Origin of the sequence: Marinobacter sp. M5B, from assembly GCF_042604615.1 — a bacterium.
Lineage (GTDB): Bacteria > Pseudomonadota > Gammaproteobacteria > Pseudomonadales > Oleiphilaceae > Marinobacter > Marinobacter salarius.
Genome location: NZ_CP156894.1, coordinates 716,838 through 738,493, shown reverse-complemented (window position 1 = coordinate 738,493; position 21,656 = coordinate 716,838). Strand labels below are relative to the sequence as shown.

Below are 21,656 nucleotides of genomic sequence, written 5' to 3'. Positions count from 1 at the left end.
GGAGTATCATGGCGCAGAAGACGCAACTGCAGCAGTTCTACATCCCAGAAGAGCAGTCGATCTATCTGCTCAGCCATGACGATGCCAAGAAGCTCAAGGACTGGGTGGCGCTCTGCGCCGCCCAGCTTCGCCAACTGGGTTACCAGGACATCGAACTGATCGGCAAAGGCGCCTACGGCTTTGTATTCGCGGGCCGCCTGCCACACCAGGACAGCGCCGGCCCCGAACACGTCTTCAAATTCACCCGCATCAACCTTCCCCAACACCTGCAGGACCGCCTGGAAGATGAAGCTTATATCCTCGAGCAGGTCCGGCATCCGAGGGTGCCTCGCCTGGTTGCCTATCAACGAGCCCACAACCAACCCATCCTGGTGATGGAACGCGCGGCAGGCCTGAACCTGGAAGAGGTGTCCCTGCGGGAGGGCCGGCTGAAACCCAGACTGGTCATGCGGATTGCCGACCAGATTGCGGATATCCTGCGCAACCTGCGCCGCGAGAATGGCCCCTCGGGGCGCCCCATCGTGCACGGTGACATCAAACCCTCGAACCTGGTGTTTGACGCCAGCACCGAAAACATTGCCCTGATCGACTGGGGCTCGTCGGTGTTCGCCCAGCTGGACGCCAACCAGCAGTTCCTCACCACCAACGTGATGGAATTGATGTCCGATAACCTGCAACAGACCAACGCCCGGCTGGGGGATGTCTACTTCATCGGTGAGGAACAACTGAACGGTGGGCTGTCTTCCCCTCGCTTTGATGAACAGGGCGCTGCGGGCACACTGTATGCGCTGGCATCCGGCCAGTCTTGCCGGTTCGGGCACCAGGCCATTCCCGCCGCGTCCCTCGGGCTGCCGATGGAGTTCGCCCGCATGCTCGACGGAATGCTGTCCCCGGACCCACAGACCCGGCGAAAAGCCGGTGACTACTACCTGAACGAAATGTCGCGAATGGCACGCACGGTGATGATCGATCTCACGGAACCACCGCTGGCCCCCATGGTGCCGGTGTGGACCCGCGCCTCCGATCATGAAATCGACACGGTCGTTTACAGCTCCCGGAAGTCTTTCCTCCGCCAGGAAGGCGCCCCGGAAACCCTCAATGATGTGAACGATGTGCAGCTGGACCGCTACTATAAAAATTTCATGCAAGGCATGGGAGAAACCGAAAAAGCCTTCCTGGCCGCCGTCAGCCGACTGGGGCGGTATCCCGTCGAAGGAGGACTCGCCGTGCGCTGGGAAACCGATGGCGTTTATATCGACACGTCCCTGAACCTGCACGACCCGACACTGAAAACCGCGTTTATCCGCGCCGTCAACAACATGGTGTACCTGGCCCAGGCCATCTACCGCCAGGGGATTTTCAAGAGTTGCCTGTTCAACGCCCGCAACACCCTGCACATCGACCGCGCCGAACCCGACCAGCCTTTCGTGCCCGAGCCCGGCATGCAATTGAAATACGAAGTCAGTGCCGCGCCGGAGGTGGAAGACGAGTCACGGGTTCATTCCTACTTCGAAGACGGCCCCGACCCGGAGGAATTCCTGGTGCTGCCGCAAACCATCATCACCGCGCTGGAATCCCTCAACGACATCCACCACACCGGCATGATCATCTTCGAGGCCCTGCCCCGACACCTCAAGATCCACAGCCATTACCGCCTGCTGGACCCGGACCGGGAAAGTGAATTCAGCCGCCTGCTGGATGAGATACTGTCCGCGGTCGGCCAGATCACTGGTCTGGGCGTTTCCGGCTTTATGAAAATGCCCTACAAGGACACCCGCTTCTTCCCTCATATCGAACGGCTGCCGGAGCGTTACTACCCCAAAAACCCCCGGACAACGAATGGTTGATTCAAGGCCCTTGACTGAACTCTTTGATACCAACAGGGCTGGACAGAGAACACCATCACACGTAAGATTGCGCACTCGAAATTGACGCCAAAGCGTTAGATTTCATCCGCCCGTAGCTTTTATGCTGGGAGCGAAGCGAGACAGTACAGCTGAGTCATGCGCAGCATGACCTCTAGACTTCTCGAACAAAGTGTTAATCCGCCCGTAGCTCAGCTGGATAGAGCGTTGCCCTCCGGAGGCAAGGGTCACTGAAAAAATCTGGAACCGAAGGCAACGGTCAAACTTGCCAACTTTGTTGATAACCGCCCGTAGCTCAGCTGGATAGAGCGCCGCCCTCCGGAGGCGGAGGTCAGAGGTTCGAATCCTCTCGGGCGGGCCATTAACTTGGCAATTCAATGAGTTATTACCCCCCCCCTCTTTTTATCCTGTGTCATCCGCACCTGAGTCCTTGAAAATTCTCCGCACTAATCCCCTGACTTTTGCACGAACAGCTCCAAAGACCGATTTTTTCTCTATTTTTTCGTGTGTGCCCAAATGGTGCCCTGGCAGTGCCCTTCGTTTTCCAACCAACAAAGAAAACCCTAACGTCGTGACCTTTGCCCCTTATTTGCGGTAACTTCCTAAGGCACATGAAAAAGCAGACCTCATCAATGGCGCTTTCAGATTAAATGGGAGTGACAGGTTGCATCTGCGCGCCCGCTTTATTGCTCGGGCGATGATCTTACTTTGTTGCGCCGCAAGCCCCCGCACCAGGGTTGTCCAAATTATCAAATCACTGAAATCGGGAAGATATGCAGAAGCTAGATGCAGCTCCAGAACAGGGACAAATAGTCAGATTGCGCCACAAAATCTGGGCGGTCACGGCAGTCAACAGAACGAAAACGAAGACGGATCAGGCTATCCACAGGGTCACGCTTGAATGCCTCAGCGACGACGCCCTTGGAGAGAATATCCACGTTATTTGGGAACGAGAGGTTGCACCATCTTTTGTTGAGTCGACGTCTCTCCCCAGCATCACCTCAAACGACGACCCCAAACTTTTTGATGCGTTCATTCGATCCCTCCAGTGGGGCGCCAGCTCCTTAGCAGTTGGTGATATGCTCCAGGCACCTTTCAGAGGCGGGGTACAAATGGAGGAGTATCAGTTGGCACCGGTAATCCGTGCCACCAATATGCCCCGAGTTCGTCTTTTGCTAGCCGATGATGTTGGTTTAGGTAAAACCATCGAAGCCGGACTCGTCACCCAGGAGCTTATACACAGCCACAGAGCAAGCCATGTCTTGATAGTCTGCCCGGCCCACCTCAAGATAAAATGGGTTGACGAAATGGCAGAGAAATTTGGCCTAGAGTTCAAAATCATTGACCGCGACTCCGTACTAAAAATGAGAAAAGAGTACGGACCGAGCATAAACCCCTGGGCTAGCTTTCCTCGCCTTGTGACTTCGATTGATTACTTGAAGACTGAACATCCTCGCCGCTTGTTCGATGAGTTAACTCAGCGACGAGTTGATGAAAACCCTAACCGTCGTCCCTGGGATCTACTGATACTGGACGAAGCTCATAATGCTGCTCCGTCTGGAAAAAAACAGTATGTTCGTGATTCAGAGCGCACGCAGCTCCTCCGATCAATTTCCGAGCGGTTCGAACACAAGATGTTTCTCACAGCCACCCCACACAATGGCTACCGCGAGAGCTTCACCGGGTTGTTGGAGATCCTGGATAATCTTCGTTTCTCGCGGGGGACAGACCTCGACAAGACCCAACTCTCCGCCGTCACCATCCGGCGGCTCAAACAGGAAATCTCTAATCCAGATGGGACACGTCGCTTCCCTCAACGAGTAATTCTGCCGCGCGACGAATCCAATGACCCCCAGCTCTATGTGACTTTGAAGGGCGAGGAGCAAAGGCTTTTCAATTTGCTCAAGACTTATACGGAAAGTCGCTTAGAGTCTGCGAACAAACGATCTGAACGACCACTTCAGTTCATTCTCACTCTCCTCAAAAAACGAGCGCTGTCGTCACCCTTAGCCCTTCGAGAAAGTCTTGTCGTCCATACACAGAACGCTGGTGTAAAGGGAGAACTCCAGATCGGTGAATCTTTGTTCACGAATTTGGAGCAGAAAGAATCTGAGGACTGGAGCGATGACGAAGACAAAGAAGACAACCTAGAAGCTGCTACCGATGCCGCATCAAAGCTAATCGGCGAATTAACCACCGATGAAAAAGGCATGCTGGCGAGTATGTTTGAAATTGTCGACCGTCAGGTTTCACATTTCTCCACTCAGGAGGACAGCAAAGCAGCCGCGCTTGTCGCCTGGATCAATGAGAATTTGCGCCACGACAATCAATGGAATGGTGAGCGAGTCATCATCTTTACCGAGTACAAGCACACCCTCAATTACCTTGAGCGCATCTTGGAAAAACATGGCTTTCGTGATGCGACCAGAACCATTATTGGTGGCATGAATGACGGTGATCGAAAACTAATTAACGATGAATTTCAGGCGCCCGATAGTGAAACCAATGTGCGAATATTGCTGGCCACGGACGCCGCTTCTGAAGGTGCAGACTTCCAAAAGCACTGCCGCAACCTCATCCACTATGAAATTCCTTGGAATCCCATTCGCTTGGAGCAGAGAAACGGCCGTGTTGACCGACACGGACAAAAAGCAGATGAGGTTAGAATTCATCACTTTGTCTACAAAAACCAGGAAGACTCTGAGTTCCTTAAACACATCGTCGATAAAGTCGAAACCATCAGAAGCGATCTCGGGAGCGTCGGAGCGCTAATCGCGGACAACGTAAAGAAAAAAGCTCTTGGCCAAGCCGTCAATCTTACTGCTGTAGATGATGATGCGCGCCGACGAATCGCACGAGAAGAAATGGCCATTGAAGCGCATGAAAATGAAGGCGTTTCACAGATGGTCGAGGCATTGAACAAGGCCAGAAGCGCACTTGATATATCTGACGATAATCAGCTCGAATTACTGCGCCAGGCGTTAAGTCTTGAGGGCTGTGAAGAGGCTATCGATCACTTGGGTAGTGATGAGTTCGTCTTAACTCAGGTTCCGACATCCTGGACAGAATGCAAAGCTTACGTCAGCAGAGATTTCCTGCAAAAGCGCCTTTCTTTCAACCGCAACAAAGCAAGAGAAGACGATGCGGTTGGAATCGTACACCTTGACCACCCACTGATGCGGAGGGCAACTTCTACGTTCAGAGTCCAAATGTGGGGCGCGTTAAGCTCACACAGTCGATTAAACAGAGTAGTCGTATCTGAATCCAGCGAGGTCACTACTCCGGCAGTCATTGCATGGGGCCGACTGGTTCTGCTGGGGCCGGAACACAATCGACTGCATGAAGGCGTGGTTCGTTGCGACCTCGCCCTCCGCGAGGACACGGTCGTAAGGCAGGAAGTCCGTCGTCCGGACGATGCCAAACGCTTTTCCGGTGACATCGGAACTGTTGAAACGCTAATAGCACCGCACATTGAAGCGATAACGGAACAACTATCTTTCAAGGCAGAAGAGGAAGCCAGCAGGCTGATTGGCACCCTTAATGATCGGGGAGAACTCGCTCGGAAACATGCACAAAGTCTTGCGACTGAGCGCATATCCTCGATCAGAAAAGCCATCAAAGAATGGGACAAGCGGCAGAAAGAGTTGAACCTGCAGTATGGATTCGAAGGCGAAGATTGGAGCACTGAAGCCTTGGAAGAAAGAGAAAGACACTTTGACCAGCTAAAGATACGCCTTGAGGAACTCGTGAAAGAGCGAGAAACAGAACCAAAACGTCAGAAAGATCTATACAAAGTAACAGATCAAAGAATGTACCCGGTTGCCTTGGAAGTCATCCTTCCTGGGGATGGCCATTGATGCCCACGAACAAGCGAGTCGCCAGCCGCCAGCATCGTTGGCTTTCCAGTGTCGAAATTTCAGGCGTGGTCTTGAGTGAGCCAGTGTTGGCAGACGCCGGCAACTTCAGATCGCTCGACAAAGCCGAAATTGCAGCTTTCAGGAAACAACGCGAAATTTGGAATCTTCCGAAAGGCATGGTTGAGGGTAACGGCCAGCCTGCCTGGATTAACTTCATCCTCAAAGATTTCCTCGGTCTCAACGATCAAAACTACTGGCAGGTCGGTGCGTCCATTCCTGCTGACAAGGTAGTCAACCTGCACGAGCAGCAAGAAGTACTGCGTCCCAGCCGCGTTCTCTTGGACGAAGACAGCGCCATCATGCTGGTCATTGAAGTGCCACGAGAGCAATCACTGGACAAACCATGGCTCCATGAGAGAGGCCGCTGGAAAGCATCGCCCACCACCAAACTCGATCGTTTGCTGCGTGAAACTGGCGTAGAAATCGGCTTGCTGACAAACGGTGAATCCTGGCGCCTTGTTGTTGCTTCACCGTCGGAAACAACGTCCTGGATGACCTGGACCACGCAGACATGGAACGACGACCCTCTTACGCTGGCCGCCTTTAAGGATCTACTTGGTGAATCACGATTTTTCGCTGGGCCTCGGGATCAAACAATTCTTGAACTAATAAAGCAGAGTCGAGAACGGCAACTGGATGTCGCAGACCAGCTTGGTAATCAGGTTCGAACCGCGCTTCAAATCCTCGTTCATGAGTTCGACAGAGTCGATGCTGAACTCGATGGCCGTTTTCTGCGAAATTATAGCGAAGCGGAGATTTTTGAGTCTGGGGTCGCCTTTATCATGCGCCTCATTTTCACATTGTACGCCGAAGAGAATGGCTTGCTTCCCCACGGCAATGTGGCTTACGACCGATCTTACGGGGTGCTCCATCTGCTAACCGAGCTGGAGGATACCAAACGCCTTGCCCCGGAAAAGCTCAAGCGCTCTTACGCTGCCTATGCTCGCTTGCTCGCCAGTTCGAGACTTTTACATGATGGTAGTGTCGATGCGGATATTCGCGTCGCCGCTCACGGAGGTCAGCTATTCGATCCCGCGCGTTATCCCTTGTTAGAAGGGATGACGAAAGACGGTGGGTGGCCAACGGAAATCCCGGAACCTCCCAAGGTCAAAGATGAGGCAATACGCGACATCCTCCGCAGTCTTAAATACGCAAACGCGGACGGCGTGCGTCAGCTCGTTAGCTACCGGATGTTAGCGGTCGAACAAATTGGGCATATGTACGAAGGCCTGCTAGATCGCCGCGTAGCCAGAGCGCCTGCCGACCAAACGCTCCTATTACTGCAGGGCAGCACGAAGATTCCCGAACCAGAGCCAGCGAACTCGGACGATTTTTGGAATAAAGAACGCGAAGACTTAATCAAAGCTGTCAGCCGTCATACCGGCAAAACGTCAGGATCGGTCAAAAAGGTTCTAGATCGAAATCCTGACAGGCACACGTTGGTGAACTTCGGCACTGATGATTCTGAACTTCTAGAGCGAGCCAAGCCGGTGGAGCGCTTTTTGAAACCGCTGGGCATCATCCGACCGTGTGGGCTCTACGTCACTTTCGGCCAGAACCGAAGATCGAGTGGCGCCCACTACACGCCGCCTACACTCACCGAGCCCGTAGTTCGCAGAACTCTGGAACATCAAGTTTATGTCAATGAAGAGGGCAAGCCTGGCCTGTTGGTTGAGCCCAAATTGATCAAAGCGCCCACAGAAATATTGGGTCTCAAGGTTTGCGACCCTGCCATGGGTTCTGGCGCATTCCTTGTGCAGGCAACACGCTATCTCGCCGAAAGGTTAGTGGACTCTTGGGAACGAATGGCAGCCAATCAGCCTGACGCAGTTCTTACTATGCCATTTGCCAAACCCTCGCAGGGGAAGCCTGGTGAAAGCCTTATGCCGGATTCGCGGGAGGAACGCTTGGTATTCGCTCGTCGTTATGTGGCAGAGCGCTGTATCTATGGTGTAGACATGAACCGGCTCGCCGTAGAGATGGCCAAACTGTCGCTATGGCTCACTACGTTGTCAACTGATCGACCGTTTACCTTTGTCGACCATGCTCTCAAGCAAGGCAACTCATTGGTTGGACTATCACCTGAGCAGATACGAAATTTTACCTGGAAACCAGTCGGCAACGATTTTGGCCCATTGTTCGCCGATCAGACTGACCAAGGTCTTGACGCAGCGGAACAACATCGGGAAGCAATTCACGCCATACCCGATCACGAATTTATCAAAAAAGAGAGAGAAAACCGCATTGCGGAAGAATCTCTCACAAGCGCACGTAAAAAAGCCACGCTCGCTATAGCAGCCTTCTTCAACGGTTCTAGCAAGAAGCAGCGCGAGGCAAAACTGATCGAATATCAGTACTGGCTAGACCGGCTAGGTGATGATGAATCAGCCGCCGAGGAAATTGAGAAAATCCTGAAGGGCCTTACTTCTGGTGACAAGCCAATTCAGCCCTTCTGTTGGCATATAGAGTTCCCCGAAGTTTTTCATCGAGAAAATGGTGGCTTTGATGCCTTTGTGGGAAACCCTCCTTTTGCCGGGAAGAATACCACCATCGAGGGGAGCCGCGACTTCTTTATTGAATGGCTTAAGCTTCTACATGAGGAGTCCCATGGGAACTCAGATTTGGTTGCACATTTCTTCCGTCGTGCCTTTAATCTGCTCCGACGTAGTGGAAGCTTTGGCTTAATAGCAACCAAAACCATCCGGCAAGGTGATACCCGTAGCACGGGGCTTAGATGGATAATCAATCACGGCGGTCTTATCTACAACGCTCAAAGACGGGTGCCATGGCCAGGAAAGGCGGCCGTGATCGTTAGCCTCATTTTTGTCAACAAAGGCAGAGTCGAACGCCCAATTTATCTCGACAAAAAAAGAGTAGAGCAGATAACAGCCTATCTGTTTGACAAGGGAGATAGTGAAGATCCGTTCGTTCTTTACGCCAATTCCGAAAAAAGCTTTCAAGGCAGTATTCCTCTGGGCTTAGGTTTTACCTTCGACGATTCGGACAAAAAAGGGGCTGCTAACTCCATTTCGGAAATGAATCGACTTGTTGAGAAAACCCCGAAAAATGAGGAGCGAATTTATCCCTATATTGGTGGGGCTGAGGTCAATGACTCCCCAACTCATCAACATCATCGGTATATAATTGACTTTTCTGATTTGGATGAAGAGCAGGCTAAGCGTTGGCCTGATCTGTATGAAATCGTGAAGCTGAAGGTTAAACCTGCAAGAGACAAGCAAAAAGACAAAGGTGGTAAGGAGTTTTGGTGGAAATTTCTTCGATCCCGACCAGCTCTTTACAATGCGATAAAAGATCTCTCCAGGGTTCTTGTAGCTGGGCAAACAAGTAAATACCGAACATTTACTTACCTACCTAGCGGCATGGTCTACGATCAAAAACTCATCATTTTTGCAGTAGAATCTATGGCTGACTTCTGTGTCATGCAGTCACGCTTTCATGAAGAATGGGCATTATTTTTTGGCTCTTCCATGAAAGATGATCCTGTCTATACCCCATCAGATTGCTTTGAAACGTTCCCATTCCCTCCGTATAACGGACAGGAACTATCCCTCAAATCGGCAGCTGATGATTATTTTGGTTTTCGCAAAGAGTTAATGGTGCAAAACAACCAAGGACTAACCAAAACGTACAACAGGTTCCATGATCCTGACGAATGTTCGTTGGAAATAACGGAGCTTAGGCGCTTGCATCAAAATATGGATGAATCGGTATTAAAGGCATATGGCTGGGAGGACCTCAAACTTAGTTATGTCTTCGAGCCAGATTATGAAGTTGAGGAAGGCAAAGCTGTTCCCTGGCGCTACCGCTGGCCGGATGAACTTCGTGATGAAGTGATTGCGCGACTATTAGCGCTCAATAAAGAGCGTCACGAACAGGAAAGGCATTAATCATCCATACGGCACAAGAACTTGCTTGTGCCGTAGCAGCTCAAAATGCTGAGCAATTCGTTCACTTGGTTGCCCCTGCGCTCGGACCCCCATCTCCATGTTGCGATCCAAGGCATACATTGTGAGGTTGGCAGAGGTCACTAGTGCGTCGTTACGATCGGCCACAAGTACTTTAGCGTGCAGCTTGAGGTGCTTGTCGCCGGGCGGGATTCTCCAGGTTAGCAGCTTCGGCTCCTCAACACCTTTGGGCCACAAGGCCACCAAGGTATCGCGATTGTTTTTACCGTAACCTTTTTCCCTCTCATCCAGCACCATGGTGACCTTCACCCCTCGCGCAACCGCGTCGGCCATTAAATCAATGATGTCATTGATAATGCCCTCGCAATCTTCCTTGCCAGCCAGCCAATACCCCACTACTAACAGCTCTGACCTAGCCGCCAAAATAATATCCTGCACCACTTGACGGGTCGCTCGGAGATAGGAACCTTCCACTTTGGGGCCAGTCCACACTACTTCGGTTTGAGTAGCCTCCCTGTCTGTAAGTGCTACGGCTTCTTTTATCGTCTCTAACTGGAGGGCGAAATCAGAGTTGCCGAGGGCAACGAAGTGACTCGCCCAGTTAAAGACCAAACCGCGAAGGGCCCTATCTACTGCTCCTCGCCCAGCGGCCAACTTGGCAATGCTAGCCGCACCGGACTCTGAGGTTAGGGCTCCCGAATCCAAAGCTCTTATGACTTCGTCGAAGGCACCAGCATTGATTAGCTGACGCACACTCTCCGCCGTTGTATGTGCCGACTTGCCTCGGGGACTGGACATAGCGAGGCCCTATTTGAAATAAGCCATATCGTTGTACGCCATCGTGGGCACGAGGAAATTGCGGTCCAGGAAGCGGTTGAACGCTTCGCAGGAAGTTTCTGGAGCCAATACACAGGCATGGCAGGCCGCTCCGTTGATGGTGGCGTGAACGTCTGGTTGATGGTCAGCACAGAGCGGATCCGATGAGCACCGCTTGGCATTTTTCAGTGCGCTATGAATCAAATTTGGAAACCGCTCCTTCGTCCCCAAATCGACCAAGCCGCCGAGACTACCCTCAGAGTCAGCGCTTGCGGTGTATAGCAGAATTCCAGCCATCTTGCGTTCAGGGTCAGTACTACTATAAATCCGCTCACGCACAGACGACTCGGAGTAGCCGCAATCCAGCGCGAGCTGGCGCATTAATACGTGGGCCAAGCTGTGCAGCAACAGATAGCGCGCGCCAGGGAAGTCATCCGCATCTACTCCGCGCTCTTTGGCCCATTCCCCATATTTTTGCTCGATGGCCGCTGCCCGTTTTTTTACTGCGGACCGGTCTTCCCAATTAGCCAAAGTTTCTTCTTTTAATTCAATGAAGATACCTTCACCCCGTACCTCTACTGCAGGCAGCCAGTCCTGACGTTCCTTGTAAATCGGTGCACGCGACGCACCCATGCCGTCGTCATCCATGCCAGAGGCGTAGTCAATACGAGTAAAACTTGTAAGGGCCCGCACTTCCAATAGTTTGCGGGCCAATACAATCCGCTCGATTTCTTGGGACAAGAAATCGGGTACCTCGCCCGCCTCCAAGAAGAAATCTGATCGGTCGCCCTGATTGCTCCCCTCTATGTCGCGAAATGCATTCCACTCTGGCAAGCGAAGATCAATTTCATCTGTCTCGATCTCGCCACGCTCTTTCAGTAGCGTCTGCCATATATCTTCCGCCTTAAATTCTGCAAGGGCCGGAAACATATCCATGTCGAGGAGCGTTTGCAGCTTCTCTGACGAGTCGATTTTTTCAACCTGATGCTGCGGGCACTTCTTCAATGCCTGACCAATCGGGCTGGCGGCCTCTTTGATGGCCAAGGCGCTGCGAACGAGTGGAAACCAGCCATTGGTAGCGCCACGCTGTATGGCTCTCAATTGACCAGCGTGTTTGCACTCTTTTGGATCCTTATTTTTTATACCAAGCCATGGTCGCTTCCGAGTGCACTCTCCCAATGCCATGCCCCGATTTTCACCAAAAGCATCACTCACGCTTCGTTTGGCATCACATGCGCAATAGACCCAAATGTCAGACACGGATCCCGTGGTGCCCGAGTAGACGAGCCGCATACGCTTTTTACATGTGCTTTCCGCATCTCTGTGGACATAGGCCCGCCATGGGAAATCGTCGATATGCCCACTAGGACAGGCGACGACAAATGGTGCAGGAGTTGTAGGAGCGCGGAATCTTCCCCTACCTTTGCAGTTAGGTGCTTTGCATTCCATTTCCTGTGTTTTTTCATTGTACTCAACTAGCTCTTCACCAGGCTCTGACAGAGTCGCGCATTCCGGATGAGTGCATACTTGAAATCGCGGAAACAGAAACGTTGGCACGGTTCCACGCTTGGTAAAGTAATTGCCGCTCGCGGGTTCCGCCGAAAAAAAACGTTTAACCTTAAGGGCACGCTGCAAACGAGGCTCGTGAATCGCCAGATCTTCATCAAGTCGCCAACCGTCAATGCCAGCGACGATGACTGAAAGAGTCTGCAAATCCACGATCGCGCCTGGACCAAAAGTTGTGATTACCTGACTGGGGCGAACGTCACCAATAGCTCTTTTACTCGACATCCTTGTTACTCCTCGTCACTCAAATAGAACGCAGCCGTTGGCTCGACTTCGCGCAAAGACCCGGGAGTTGGCCACTGCCCTTCATTATCTGTCCCAGATGTCCTCAGCAATACGCGTGAGTTATTCGGTGGCCGCTCATCACTTTTTAGCCAGGAGTAGCGCAATAAATCATCCGCATAGTGGGCCCAATCATCACGACTGGACATGAGCCGCTCGTTTACAAGCTTTGCGTTTTTCTTTCCAACGAGATCTGCCGCCCTAGTTGTGACATCGGTAATCATTAGATCCGTGTCGGTCGAAGCAGGATCAAAGTTCTGAGCATGGACTTCTCTGGCCATGTTCTGCCCACCCAAACGCTGCATTGCCGCAAATGCACCACGCAAGCCCCGGTCTAGCGCACGTGAGGAGAATGGGGTCACACTGATGGCTTCAACATGGCGATAAAGCGCCGCGTGATAGGCACGAAAATGTTCGTAATGAGAGAGGTCCCGAGCACCCAGCCAGTTGTACATAGTAATAACCAAGCCTGGGTGTTTTCGCCCTACTCGACTGGTTGCCTGGATGTACTCAGCGGTGCTTTTAGGTTGACCGGTAACAACCATCAGGCCCAACCGATCAATATCCACACCCACGGAAATCATATTGGTGGCAAGCAAAACATCGACGGGGTACTGCTTGCCTTTCTCGCGAGGGAATCGATTATCCAAACGTTTCAACAACCCTGGAATGCGCCATGAGTCGAGGCGACTTGTTAGTTCGTCTGGATCATTGATGTAACGCTGCGGAAACCCTCTCTGTTGGGCCAGGTACCGGAGGCGCTTTTTGATATCATCTTCAACCAGCCTACGGGCACCGCCGAGGGCACGCAGACTATTGAAGTAACCCACAACAGTGGCGTACGGGTCTGCTGCCTCGTGGTCGCGAGTGATTTCTGCCTCACCCGCTGCAAGCAACGCCGCATAGACTCGCACAAGCAGAGTTTTTGTACTGGAGCCGGGCGCATTTAAGCCCACATATAGACGACCCGCCGTTTTGTCGTCGTCATTTTTAATTGTCTGTTCTTTGGCAAAAAAGGAATCCTTGGACGACAAGCCACTGGGTGGAAATATCGCAAGATCACGATTATATAGCTGACGGATTTGCTCGCGAGCTCGCCGTATGGTGGCTGTTGATGCAATGATTTTTGCCGGTAGAGCGACCCCAGTTTCAACTTCTACGCGTGTCAGGAAATCAACGGCGGTTTCGTAAAGCCCCACCATTGTTCCCAGCGGGCCAGAGATAAGGTGCAGCTCGTCCTGAATGATTAATTCTGGGGGCATTAATCGACGTGCAGTTTGCTCGTCTTTTACCACTCTCTGGTTAGGTCTGTCGCCATGGCCCGGTGTTAGGTGGCCATATGTTGGACTGTATCGATCTCGCAAACCAAATAGCGCCTGAGTTTCGCCTTTGAATGGCATGCGGGCAAACTTATCCACAGTAGCGATGACCAGTGACGGACATTCCCGATAGATCTCATCATCAACAACCACCACTGGTAGGCCCTGGTCATTGGACTTACGGGCACAAAACTCACACTTCGGATTAGGGCACCGGACGAGGGTTCGCAGACGAGTGTTATCAAAATCATAGGTCTGATTTTCCGGCTTTCCTTGGGGAGTTACCAAAGAGGTGCCACAACGAGGACATGAAACCAATTGAATCGGGCTTCCGTCTCTCGGTTTCTTGCCCTCATCCAAGAACTCAAGAGCCTTGCCGGAAGCTTTGGCGTCGTTTGGAGTCGTGGCCTTACCAACCCAAAGCCCAATCTTGAAGGGCTCTTCTCCCCACTTCTCCGGATCGCTCTGACGTAGCAGCTCACAGGAACAGATCAGTGCCGTTGCGCGCTGGAACTGTTGGACCGTCAACAACCTCAGGGTGTAACGCATGATAATAGCTACACCGGCGCTGGAATCGAGTCCGTTGACGTCACCGCGGAGTCGCCGATGAGCCAAAGTGAATGCTGCAAGGCCAAGGTAGGCTTCGGTCTTACCGCCACCGGTAGGAAACCAGAGAAGATCAACGAGTTTGCGATCTGCAGCGATCTTTTCTCCCGCCTTGGGCTTATTCACCATGCTCGCGATATTCAGCAGAATGAAGCCCATCTGGAATGGTCGCCAAGACCGGTTGCCTGGCTCGTCGAAGTCCCCCGGCTTGCCAACCAATTCTCCGTTGTCTCGATTTCGACTCGCCCAACTAGCGTGAATACGCTGGTCCCACATCACATGGTTGGCAAACAGAAATGCGTCAAAGGCTTTCGGCTCATCTCTAATGAGCTCTAGACCTTCGCGCATCCGGCGGGCTGCATCATCACACGCCTCTATTAGAACCTTTGTCGTATCCTGGTTCTCCTTCGTGGAGACAAACGGAGCACCCTTTGCCTCTTTCTTTCTATTTGAAACCCACTGCTCGTAGGCCAAAATTAAAGGCTCGACAGCATCGAATGCCTCTCCTGGAGTGGAGCAATTACTATGCTTCCACATATCCAAGTTCAAACCGGCAATGTCGCCGCTTTGAGCAATCAAACTCGGAACTTCAAAATTGGGGATAAAATCAGTGTAAAGGAGGCTCGCTCGATCACTTTCCGCACTAACGCCTTCCCACCCTGCTGCAACTCCGTGGCCCGTGGCGAATTCTTTCGCATCTCGATATAGCAGATTGGCTGTGGCGATTTCCGGATCCTTAGAAATATCTTTGTCGAAGCCCTTTGCTATAAAGATCGGGGCTTCATCAGCTGAAAATACTTTCAGCTTCGGCTGCATCAGCCATTGCTCGTCCTTAGCCCTATCGGAATCCTCGCCTTTAGGGCGCCTATTGACGAGGAAAAGGCTTATTGCTTTGGCCCCATCAATGTGATGAACAACCCCTTCTAGAAATACCTGCCCATCACCATCTCCATCCTCACCTGCTCTTCTGAAGCCTTGCGGCGTAACACTCACATGCTTAGGAGCATTAGACTTAGATAAGGGAATTGGTTTGAGCTTGCCGATAGCATCGACTGGTATATCTTCAACTAAGACTGACCGCTCGTACCGCTGCCAGTGAGTTCTGCCTTCGGACTCGTCCTTTTCACGGCGATAGTCGCCCCACGACACATTGGCATTAATGGTGTTTGTATCATTTGGAACAAGGAAGGAGAGCCCCATGGAGGAAGGGCTAAAGCCAACAATCAGCGGAGGCTGAGCCTCAAACTCGCCTCCTTCATCATCATCGTTCCCGGCCGCGATTTCCTCGTTTTCCAGCTCTGAAATTTCTGATTCTAAAGGGGCTAGTCGTCCAGCTATGTATCGAGTGGTCGGGAATTCAGTAATTGCCTCATCTGCAGAAGTGGGCCCCATTAACTCACGCTCAAGCGCCTCAAGAATTCGTGAGCGCGACTCTCGTTTGCTGCTATCAGGCATAAACGTCTTCCTTAGGTTCGCGTTTTTGTGCTCCTGGACCTTTCCCTGTTCCGGGGTGGGCATCGTAAGAGCCACAGAGGGACAAATATTTCTCGGGTACAGCTTTGGCTTTTTCCGGTAGAGGGCAGTCGACTCTTCTCTCTGGGATAAGCCTTAACCTTTTTCGTACACGCTCACCAAAGAACTGACGCCGAATCTCTAACCCCAACAATTCCCCAATCGCAGGCGGGACGGCATTGCCAATCTGCTTGTGAGCCGCTCGCCGATCTCCGGAAAACTGATAATCGTCTGGAAACGTTTGGATTCTGGCGAGTTCTCGGATCGACAACAAACGCCCTTTCCAATGAAATGGTCCAGTTGCAGGACCGGGCTGAGCTTGGATCGTCCAACTCGGTTTATTTTTGGCTAGCTTAAGAAGAAATGACCAAAATCTAGTTCGCCAGCCAAACAGCGGGACCCCTCCCATCCTCTCTGTGTGCCAGAGATAGTTTTGCCCTTCAGGAATCGTCGGAAGCAAGTCGGCCCACTTGCCTGAGGGTTTGACCTCCTCAGGCCAGATATCGACATCCAAATCACCAATGGCATCCCACGCAGCTGAGTGGAGATTTCCCTTGCCCTCAAATTTCTCGGGACTGAAATGGGTGGGTTCAGGCAGATTAAAGTCGGAACCGTCTCGGCTGGCAATAATGAAAACCCGCTCTCTTAATTGAGGAACTCCGTAGTCAGCCGCATTCAACGCTATAACGTGAGGTATGTACTTCGTTTTCTTCAAACTGTTGATTTTATCTAGCTCATCCACCAACAGCTGAAGCCCTTCATCCTTCTTTGAAAAAGCTATGCCTTTGACGTTCTCAAGCAAAAGTACCTTTGGTTGCGCTTCTCGGACTAAATCTAAGTATGCTCGCAGGGTTTTTGCTCGGGGGTCAGTTAGTCGACTCGTGTCTCCTGTTACCCAGTACCCTGATTTTGAGAATGGTTGGCATGGTGGTCCGCCAGCCAGAAGCGTGAGTTCTGTAGGCTCCACCCCAGCCTGCTGCATCACTTCAGCGGGTGTAAGTTCGTGAATATCCCCTGGAGTAGCCAATTTCCATGTGGGATGGTTCGCAAGAAGTGTCTCCCGGGAGGCATCGTCAATTTCAACGCAGAGCTTATTCCGAAACCCAGCAGCCACGAGTCCAAGGTCCAGTCCTCCCGCGCCACTAAAAAGGGAAATCATTGTTTTAATCGGCTTACTGCTCACGCATTGACTCACTTATAGTTTGTTTTATGAAAAGTAGCCCTTTCCGGTCTCACTCTCATGGGAGTGATGCAGTCAAACCGGAATTGCCTAGAAACATTGGAAAAATGTCAGGTAATGGAAGTTGAATTCTCAACTCCGACGAAAAAGTCCAAAGGCCTATCAACAGGCTTGAACGAGGGCCCCGGGAACTCTCCCCTTCTATTGTTCGACATAAGCCAATACTAGTGTTCTTTACTCTCCACATCGTCAACGTCTACGAACTGGGCAACCACTTGGAGGTCTACTTCAAAGTACTTGCAAAGCTTGTCCAGAATGTCGGTTGTGGTGTTGTAGCCACGCTGGTTCGCTATTTTTGAAAGGGTGGTTCTATGGATTCCAGTCTCTTTCGAAACCTCATCCAATGTAACCCTACGATTTTCTTGAAATCCTTTCTCTGCAATCAGCTCTTTCAGGCGGAATCTAATCATTGGGGCGTCCTTAGCTAATCACTGAATTCTACCGAATGAGCTGCCCAGTTTCATCCAACGTTGAACAAAATCTACAAACGACGCTTGACAGCGTCGACCTTTCGCATACTATGTAGCGTGTACGCATCATAAAGCGCAAAGGAGCTACATATGAAAAGTACAGAATACCTTACAACTGAGGAGCTTGCGGAACGCATTCGTTACGACGCTCGGACCATCCGGGAGCGTCTGAAAGATTCTGTTCTGCTTGAGGGTGTGCACTACATCAGGCCGTTTGGCGGCCGGAAAATTTTATATCTGTGGGAGCCGATTGAGAGGGACATGTTCGAACACTCTGGCCACCACTCCCTTGCAATTCCTATGGCTAATGGAGGGCGCCTGAATGGGTAGCGTTCGAGCGCGTGAATCTACGCAAAAGTTGTTTTTCGACTTCACGTACCGCGGAAAGCGTTGCCGAGAGCAGACCGCTCTCGACGACACGCCTGCGAACAGAAAGAAACTTCTGGCGATTCTGAAAAGAATCGAGGCGGAAATCACTCTGGGGATTTTCGAATACAACAAGTATTTCCCCGATAGCCCGAGAGCGCAGGAATTTACGCGGCAGGCTGAGTTGCGGCGGGCTCGGGCGGCTCACGACACGCCGCTTTTCAGTGAGTTTTCACAAACGTGGCTGGACGAGATGCGAATTCAGTGGCGTCGCTCCTACATCACGACGATTGAGGGAACACTGGAGAACTATCTGATTCCAGAGTTCGGAGAGTCGGAGGTTGGCCACATCACCAGGCAGGAAATTCTTTCGTTCCGGGCGTCACTCGCCAAAGTAGAAACCCGGAGCAAAAAGCCACTTTCCGCCAGCCGTATCAACCGCATCATGACGCCTTTGCGCATGATTCTGGGAGAGGCGGCCAACCGGTATGAGTTTACTTCACCTTATCAGGGGATCAAATCACTGAAAGTGCCACGGTCGGATGTGGAACCCTTTTCGTTGGAAGAGGTACGGCTGATTCTGCAGACGGTCCGGGAAGATTTCAGGAATTACTACACCATACGTTTCTTCACTGGACTCCGGACTGGTGAGATCGATGGCTTGCAGTGGGACTGTGTCGATTTTCAGCGGCGGCAGATTCTGGTTCGCCAAGCACTGGTCAACGGAGAAATTGAGCAGACGAAAACCGATGGCAGCTACCGTCACATTGAGATGTCTCAGCTGGTGTTCGACGCCTTAAAGGATCAGCAAAAAGCGACCGGCGACAATATCTTTGTGTTCTGTAACCGCGAAGGCAATCCCCTCAACCATAACAACGTGACTAAACGCATTTGGTACCCACTGCTCCGCCATCTCGGGCTACGTAGACGCCGTCCTTATCAGACCCGTCACACCGCTGCCACATTGTGGCTTGCTGCGGGCGAAAATCCGGAGTGGATCGCTAGGCAGATGGGGCATACCACAACGGAGATGCTCTTCAGAGTGTATTCGCGATATGTGCCAAACCTTACTCGGAAGGACGGCTCAGCCTTCGAAAGACTTCTTATTACCGAATTCGACAGTAACCCCCGGGAGGCTGGCAGTGACGCCTAATCTTAAACTAATCCAAAATAGCAACAGCTATTCAGTTCCCGATCAGCAGTCAGTTGAAAAGCTTGCAGAAGCCTTGAATAGAGCCCTCCAAATCCAAAATGGATGTGGGCTTATCTATTGGTTAGGTACTGGGGAAGAGGAATCCAATGCGCAGGCCCTTCGGACATGGGTACGCGCTCAGTTGCTCGATCATAGTCTAGTTCCGACCCGTCAGACGCTGGTATTTCTGATGATGGAGCTGGAAAAATCGCTGAATCGCTGGGAGGCAGACCGATGAATCGCTTCGCCAAGCTCATTTGCAAGTCATCACACGAAGTTGGGACTTACCTCGTTGTTACAATCGCTATCGGGGGCAGTCAAACCAAAGCGCCGATTGTCCAACTTCGTCTTCACTCGGAATTTGGAGATATCCGAGCATTTCTGTTTCCTTACGAGCCAGGGAGTCCTCTTCCACGAACGAACCAAAGGATCTTCGCACTCTTACTGATTCTGCATTTCGGGCAACCACCATATGGGTTCATCCAAGAGTTCGTTCCTTTACCCGAGATATTCTAAAGTTAAACGTAGCGGCCCGTGATTCCACGAATACCACGGGCCTTTTATTCGACAATTGCTGTGATGAATTTCTAGAAACACTGATTACGCCATTGCCCAGTGACTCCCTCCGTCGGTCGTGGTCATTCCCCATCGAAGTAGGTTGGAGTAGCTCTCGCCAGAAAAAGCACAAAAACATTCATCAATGAACGATGAACCAGTCTTAACATTCAACAATGAATGGAAGTTGCTATCAAAAGAAATAGAGACTAAAATCATTCAACAATGAATGATAAGCTCCGCTCACACGCCATAGGTGAATGGAATGCCCCGAAAAAAAGTCAGAAATTATAGCCTTTATACGAAAGAAGCCTGCCGCCTGCTGGGCATACTCATTAGGAACGCACGAAAAGAAAAACGCATGTCCATCGAAGAGCTGGCTGAACGAGCAAGCACCTCGCCCAACTTTGTCCGCCGTGTCGAAAAAGGGGGATTAACTGGTGAAATCGGGGTGGCGTTCGAACTCGCATTTATCGTTGGAGTGCCACTTTTCCAGCCAGAGAATACAGACACTCCAAACCCCAAGTATCTGAACTACAAGATCAGTGAAGCCCTTCAAAAAGAGGCTCTTCTTCCCCAATCAGCCCGAAAGCCCAAGGAGACTGTGAAAGATGACTTCTAAGGACTCGCGAGATGAGCTCTACGTTTGGATCTGGCTACCCGGAGAAGTCGACCCCGTAGCGGCTGGCCGAATCTATCGGACTAAACAGGGCAACCTCTATTTCAATTATGGCAACAGCTATTTGCAAAATCAGAAGGCAATATCTCTGAACCCAGACGAATTGCCCTTGCGAAAAGGCTCACACCGCCCAGTGAACGATATGACTATGCCAAGTTGCCTCAGAGATGGCTCACCGGACGCCTGGGGACGCAGGGTCATCATTCACCGGATGATGGGTGGTGATGTCGACACTGCTGAATTGGATGAACTGACTTACTTAATTGAATCCGGCAGTGATCGAATCGGCGCTCTGGATTTCCAAGAATCTCCACATACGTACGTAGCGCGAGAGACTGACAACGCGTCGATCGCTGAACTACTTGAGGCTTCTGATCGCGTACAAAAAGGCCTCCCTTTAACGCCAGAGCTGGACCGGGCACTGAACCACGGCACGTCGATTGGCGGTGCCCGCCCGAAAGCTTTGGTGCAAGATGGCAAGAAGAAATACGTCGCTAAGTTTTCATCAACCACGGACACCCAGAATGTCGTGAAGGCCGAATATGTAGCTATGCGACTGGCGGAGCTGGCCGGAATCAACGTCGCTCCAGTGCGGATGGAGTCGGCTGCTGGTCGGGATGTGCTGCTGGTTGAACGCTTCGACCGCGTCCCCAAGGGTGATCAGTTTCAACGAAAGCTCATGCTCTCTGCCCTGACCCTTTTTCAGTTAGACGAAATGTACGCCCGCTATGCCAGTTATGAGGAGCTTACAGATCTGATCCGCCAGAAGTTCCACAACCCAACGCAGACCCTGCAGGAGCTGTACCGTCGCATGGTGTTCAATATACTTTGCGGCAATACGGACGACCATGCTCGAAATCACGCGGCATTCTATGATGGCAATGCCCTAGAACTCACACCCGCATACGACATCTGTCCGCAGAATCGATCAACAGGCATTGCCAGTCAGGCTATGGCACTCATTGATGGCAATAACCAAAGCACGTTAGCTCTGAGCAAGAAGGCAGCTCACAAGTTCAATCTCACCGAGGTTCAGGCCAATGAGAACATAGAATCATTGCAAGTGACGATTAGAAACTACTGGGATCAGGCTTGTGAAGAAGCAAAAATGACCGACGTGGAAAAGAAATTCTTCTGGAAGAGGCAATTCCTGAATCCTTCTATCTATGAAGAGTGAGGCCATAGCGAAAACGCTGTTGATAAGCTTGGCGCGTCAAAAATATAAACCTAATAAGAGCCACTCAGCGTCCGTCCAGATGGAGCATCACACGTCAGCCCGAATGTCATATAAGGCCTTATATGACATTCCTCAGTACCCAACACTCCGCACGAGCGCTGCAAGTAA

Annotated in this window: 13 protein-coding genes and 1 tRNA gene; 9 read left to right on the top strand and 5 right to left on the bottom strand. The window is 51.5% G+C overall.

What is annotated here, in order from left to right:
* Nucleotides 1-8: 8 nt before the first annotated feature.
* The 4 genes from AAGD24_RS03285 (at nucleotide 9) to AAGD24_RS03270 (ending at nucleotide 9,690) form a co-directional block, all read left to right on the top strand.
* Nucleotides 9-1,847, top strand: a complete 1,839-nt coding sequence (locus AAGD24_RS03285; protein ID WP_036202912.1) for a protein kinase — start codon at nucleotides 9-11, stop codon at nucleotides 1,845-1,847.
* Between the two features lie 302 nt (nucleotides 1,848-2,149).
* A tRNA-Arg gene (locus AAGD24_RS03280) sits at nucleotides 2,150-2,226 on the top strand.
* Nucleotides 2,227-2,638: 412 nt separating this feature from the next.
* The gene (gene drmD, locus AAGD24_RS03275; RefSeq protein ID WP_379866581.1) at nucleotides 2,639-5,722 is read left to right on the top strand and encodes a DISARM system SNF2-like helicase DrmD; all 3,084 of its coding nucleotides are present in this window, start codon (nucleotides 2,639-2,641) and stop codon (nucleotides 5,720-5,722) included.
* Nucleotides 5,722-9,690, top strand: a complete 3,969-nt coding sequence (locus tag AAGD24_RS03270; protein ID WP_379866580.1) for an Eco57I restriction-modification methylase domain-containing protein — start codon at nucleotides 5,722-5,724, stop codon at nucleotides 9,688-9,690. The genes drmD and AAGD24_RS03270 overlap by 1 nt, the downstream gene beginning before the upstream one ends.
* Here the strand turns inward: AAGD24_RS03270 and drmC are convergent, their stop codons facing one another.
* The 5 genes from drmC to AAGD24_RS03245 all read right to left on the bottom strand — a co-directional run bounded on the left by drmC (nucleotide 9,691) and on the right by AAGD24_RS03245 (nucleotide 17,459).
* Nucleotides 9,691-10,461, bottom strand: a complete 771-nt coding sequence (drmC, locus tag AAGD24_RS03265) for a DISARM system phospholipase D-like protein DrmC (RefSeq protein ID WP_379866578.1) — start codon at nucleotides 10,459-10,461, stop codon at nucleotides 9,691-9,693.
* A 54-nt stretch (nucleotides 10,462-10,515) separates the two neighbouring features.
* The gene (gene drmB / locus AAGD24_RS03260; RefSeq protein ID WP_379866577.1) at nucleotides 10,516-12,315 is read right to left on the bottom strand and encodes a DrmB family protein; all 1,800 of its coding nucleotides are present in this window, start codon (nucleotides 12,313-12,315) and stop codon (nucleotides 10,516-10,518) included.
* 5 nt (nucleotides 12,316-12,320) lie between these two features.
* Nucleotides 12,321-15,752 (bottom strand): DISARM system helicase DrmA, encoded by a 3,432-nt coding sequence (gene drmA, locus AAGD24_RS03255; RefSeq protein ID WP_379866575.1) that lies wholly within the window; start codon nucleotides 15,750-15,752, stop codon nucleotides 12,321-12,323.
* On the bottom strand, nucleotides 15,745-16,992 hold the full coding sequence (locus tag AAGD24_RS03250) for a DNA cytosine methyltransferase (protein WP_379866574.1): 1,248 nt from the start codon (nucleotides 16,990-16,992) through the stop codon (nucleotides 15,745-15,747). The genes drmA and AAGD24_RS03250 overlap by 8 nt, the downstream gene beginning before the upstream one ends.
* A gap of 221 nt (nucleotides 16,993-17,213) precedes the next feature.
* Nucleotides 17,214-17,459 carry a helix-turn-helix domain-containing protein gene (locus AAGD24_RS03245; protein ID WP_379866572.1) on the bottom strand — a complete coding sequence of 82 codons (246 nt, stop codon included), beginning with the start codon at nucleotides 17,457-17,459 and terminating at the stop codon, nucleotides 17,214-17,216.
* Nucleotides 17,460-17,609: 150 nt separating this feature from the next.
* Here AAGD24_RS03245 and AAGD24_RS03240 point away from each other — a divergent pair, with 150 nt between their 5' ends.
* From AAGD24_RS03240 to AAGD24_RS03220, 5 genes are all read left to right on the top strand, one after another.
* A complete protein-coding gene (locus AAGD24_RS03240) occupies nucleotides 17,610-17,849 on the top strand; it encodes a hypothetical protein (protein WP_379866571.1) in 240 nt (79 codons plus the stop codon).
* Entirely contained in the window at nucleotides 17,842-19,038 is a 1,197-nt protein-coding gene (locus tag AAGD24_RS03235) for a tyrosine-type recombinase/integrase (RefSeq protein WP_379866569.1), read from the top strand. Before AAGD24_RS03240 ends, AAGD24_RS03235 begins: the two co-directional genes overlap by 8 nt.
* The gene (locus AAGD24_RS03230) at nucleotides 19,028-19,315 is read left to right on the top strand and encodes a hypothetical protein (RefSeq protein ID WP_379866567.1); all 288 of its coding nucleotides are present in this window, start codon (nucleotides 19,028-19,030) and stop codon (nucleotides 19,313-19,315) included. Before AAGD24_RS03235 ends, AAGD24_RS03230 begins: the two co-directional genes overlap by 11 nt.
* Nucleotides 19,316-19,897: 582 nt before the next feature.
* The gene (locus AAGD24_RS03225; protein ID WP_379866565.1) at nucleotides 19,898-20,254 is read left to right on the top strand and encodes a multiprotein-bridging factor 1 family protein; all 357 of its coding nucleotides are present in this window, start codon (nucleotides 19,898-19,900) and stop codon (nucleotides 20,252-20,254) included.
* On the top strand, nucleotides 20,244-21,488 hold the full coding sequence (locus AAGD24_RS03220) for a type II toxin-antitoxin system HipA family toxin (protein WP_379866564.1): 1,245 nt from the start codon (nucleotides 20,244-20,246) through the stop codon (nucleotides 21,486-21,488). The genes AAGD24_RS03225 and AAGD24_RS03220 overlap by 11 nt, the downstream gene beginning before the upstream one ends.
* Nucleotides 21,489-21,656: the final 168 nt, after the last annotated feature.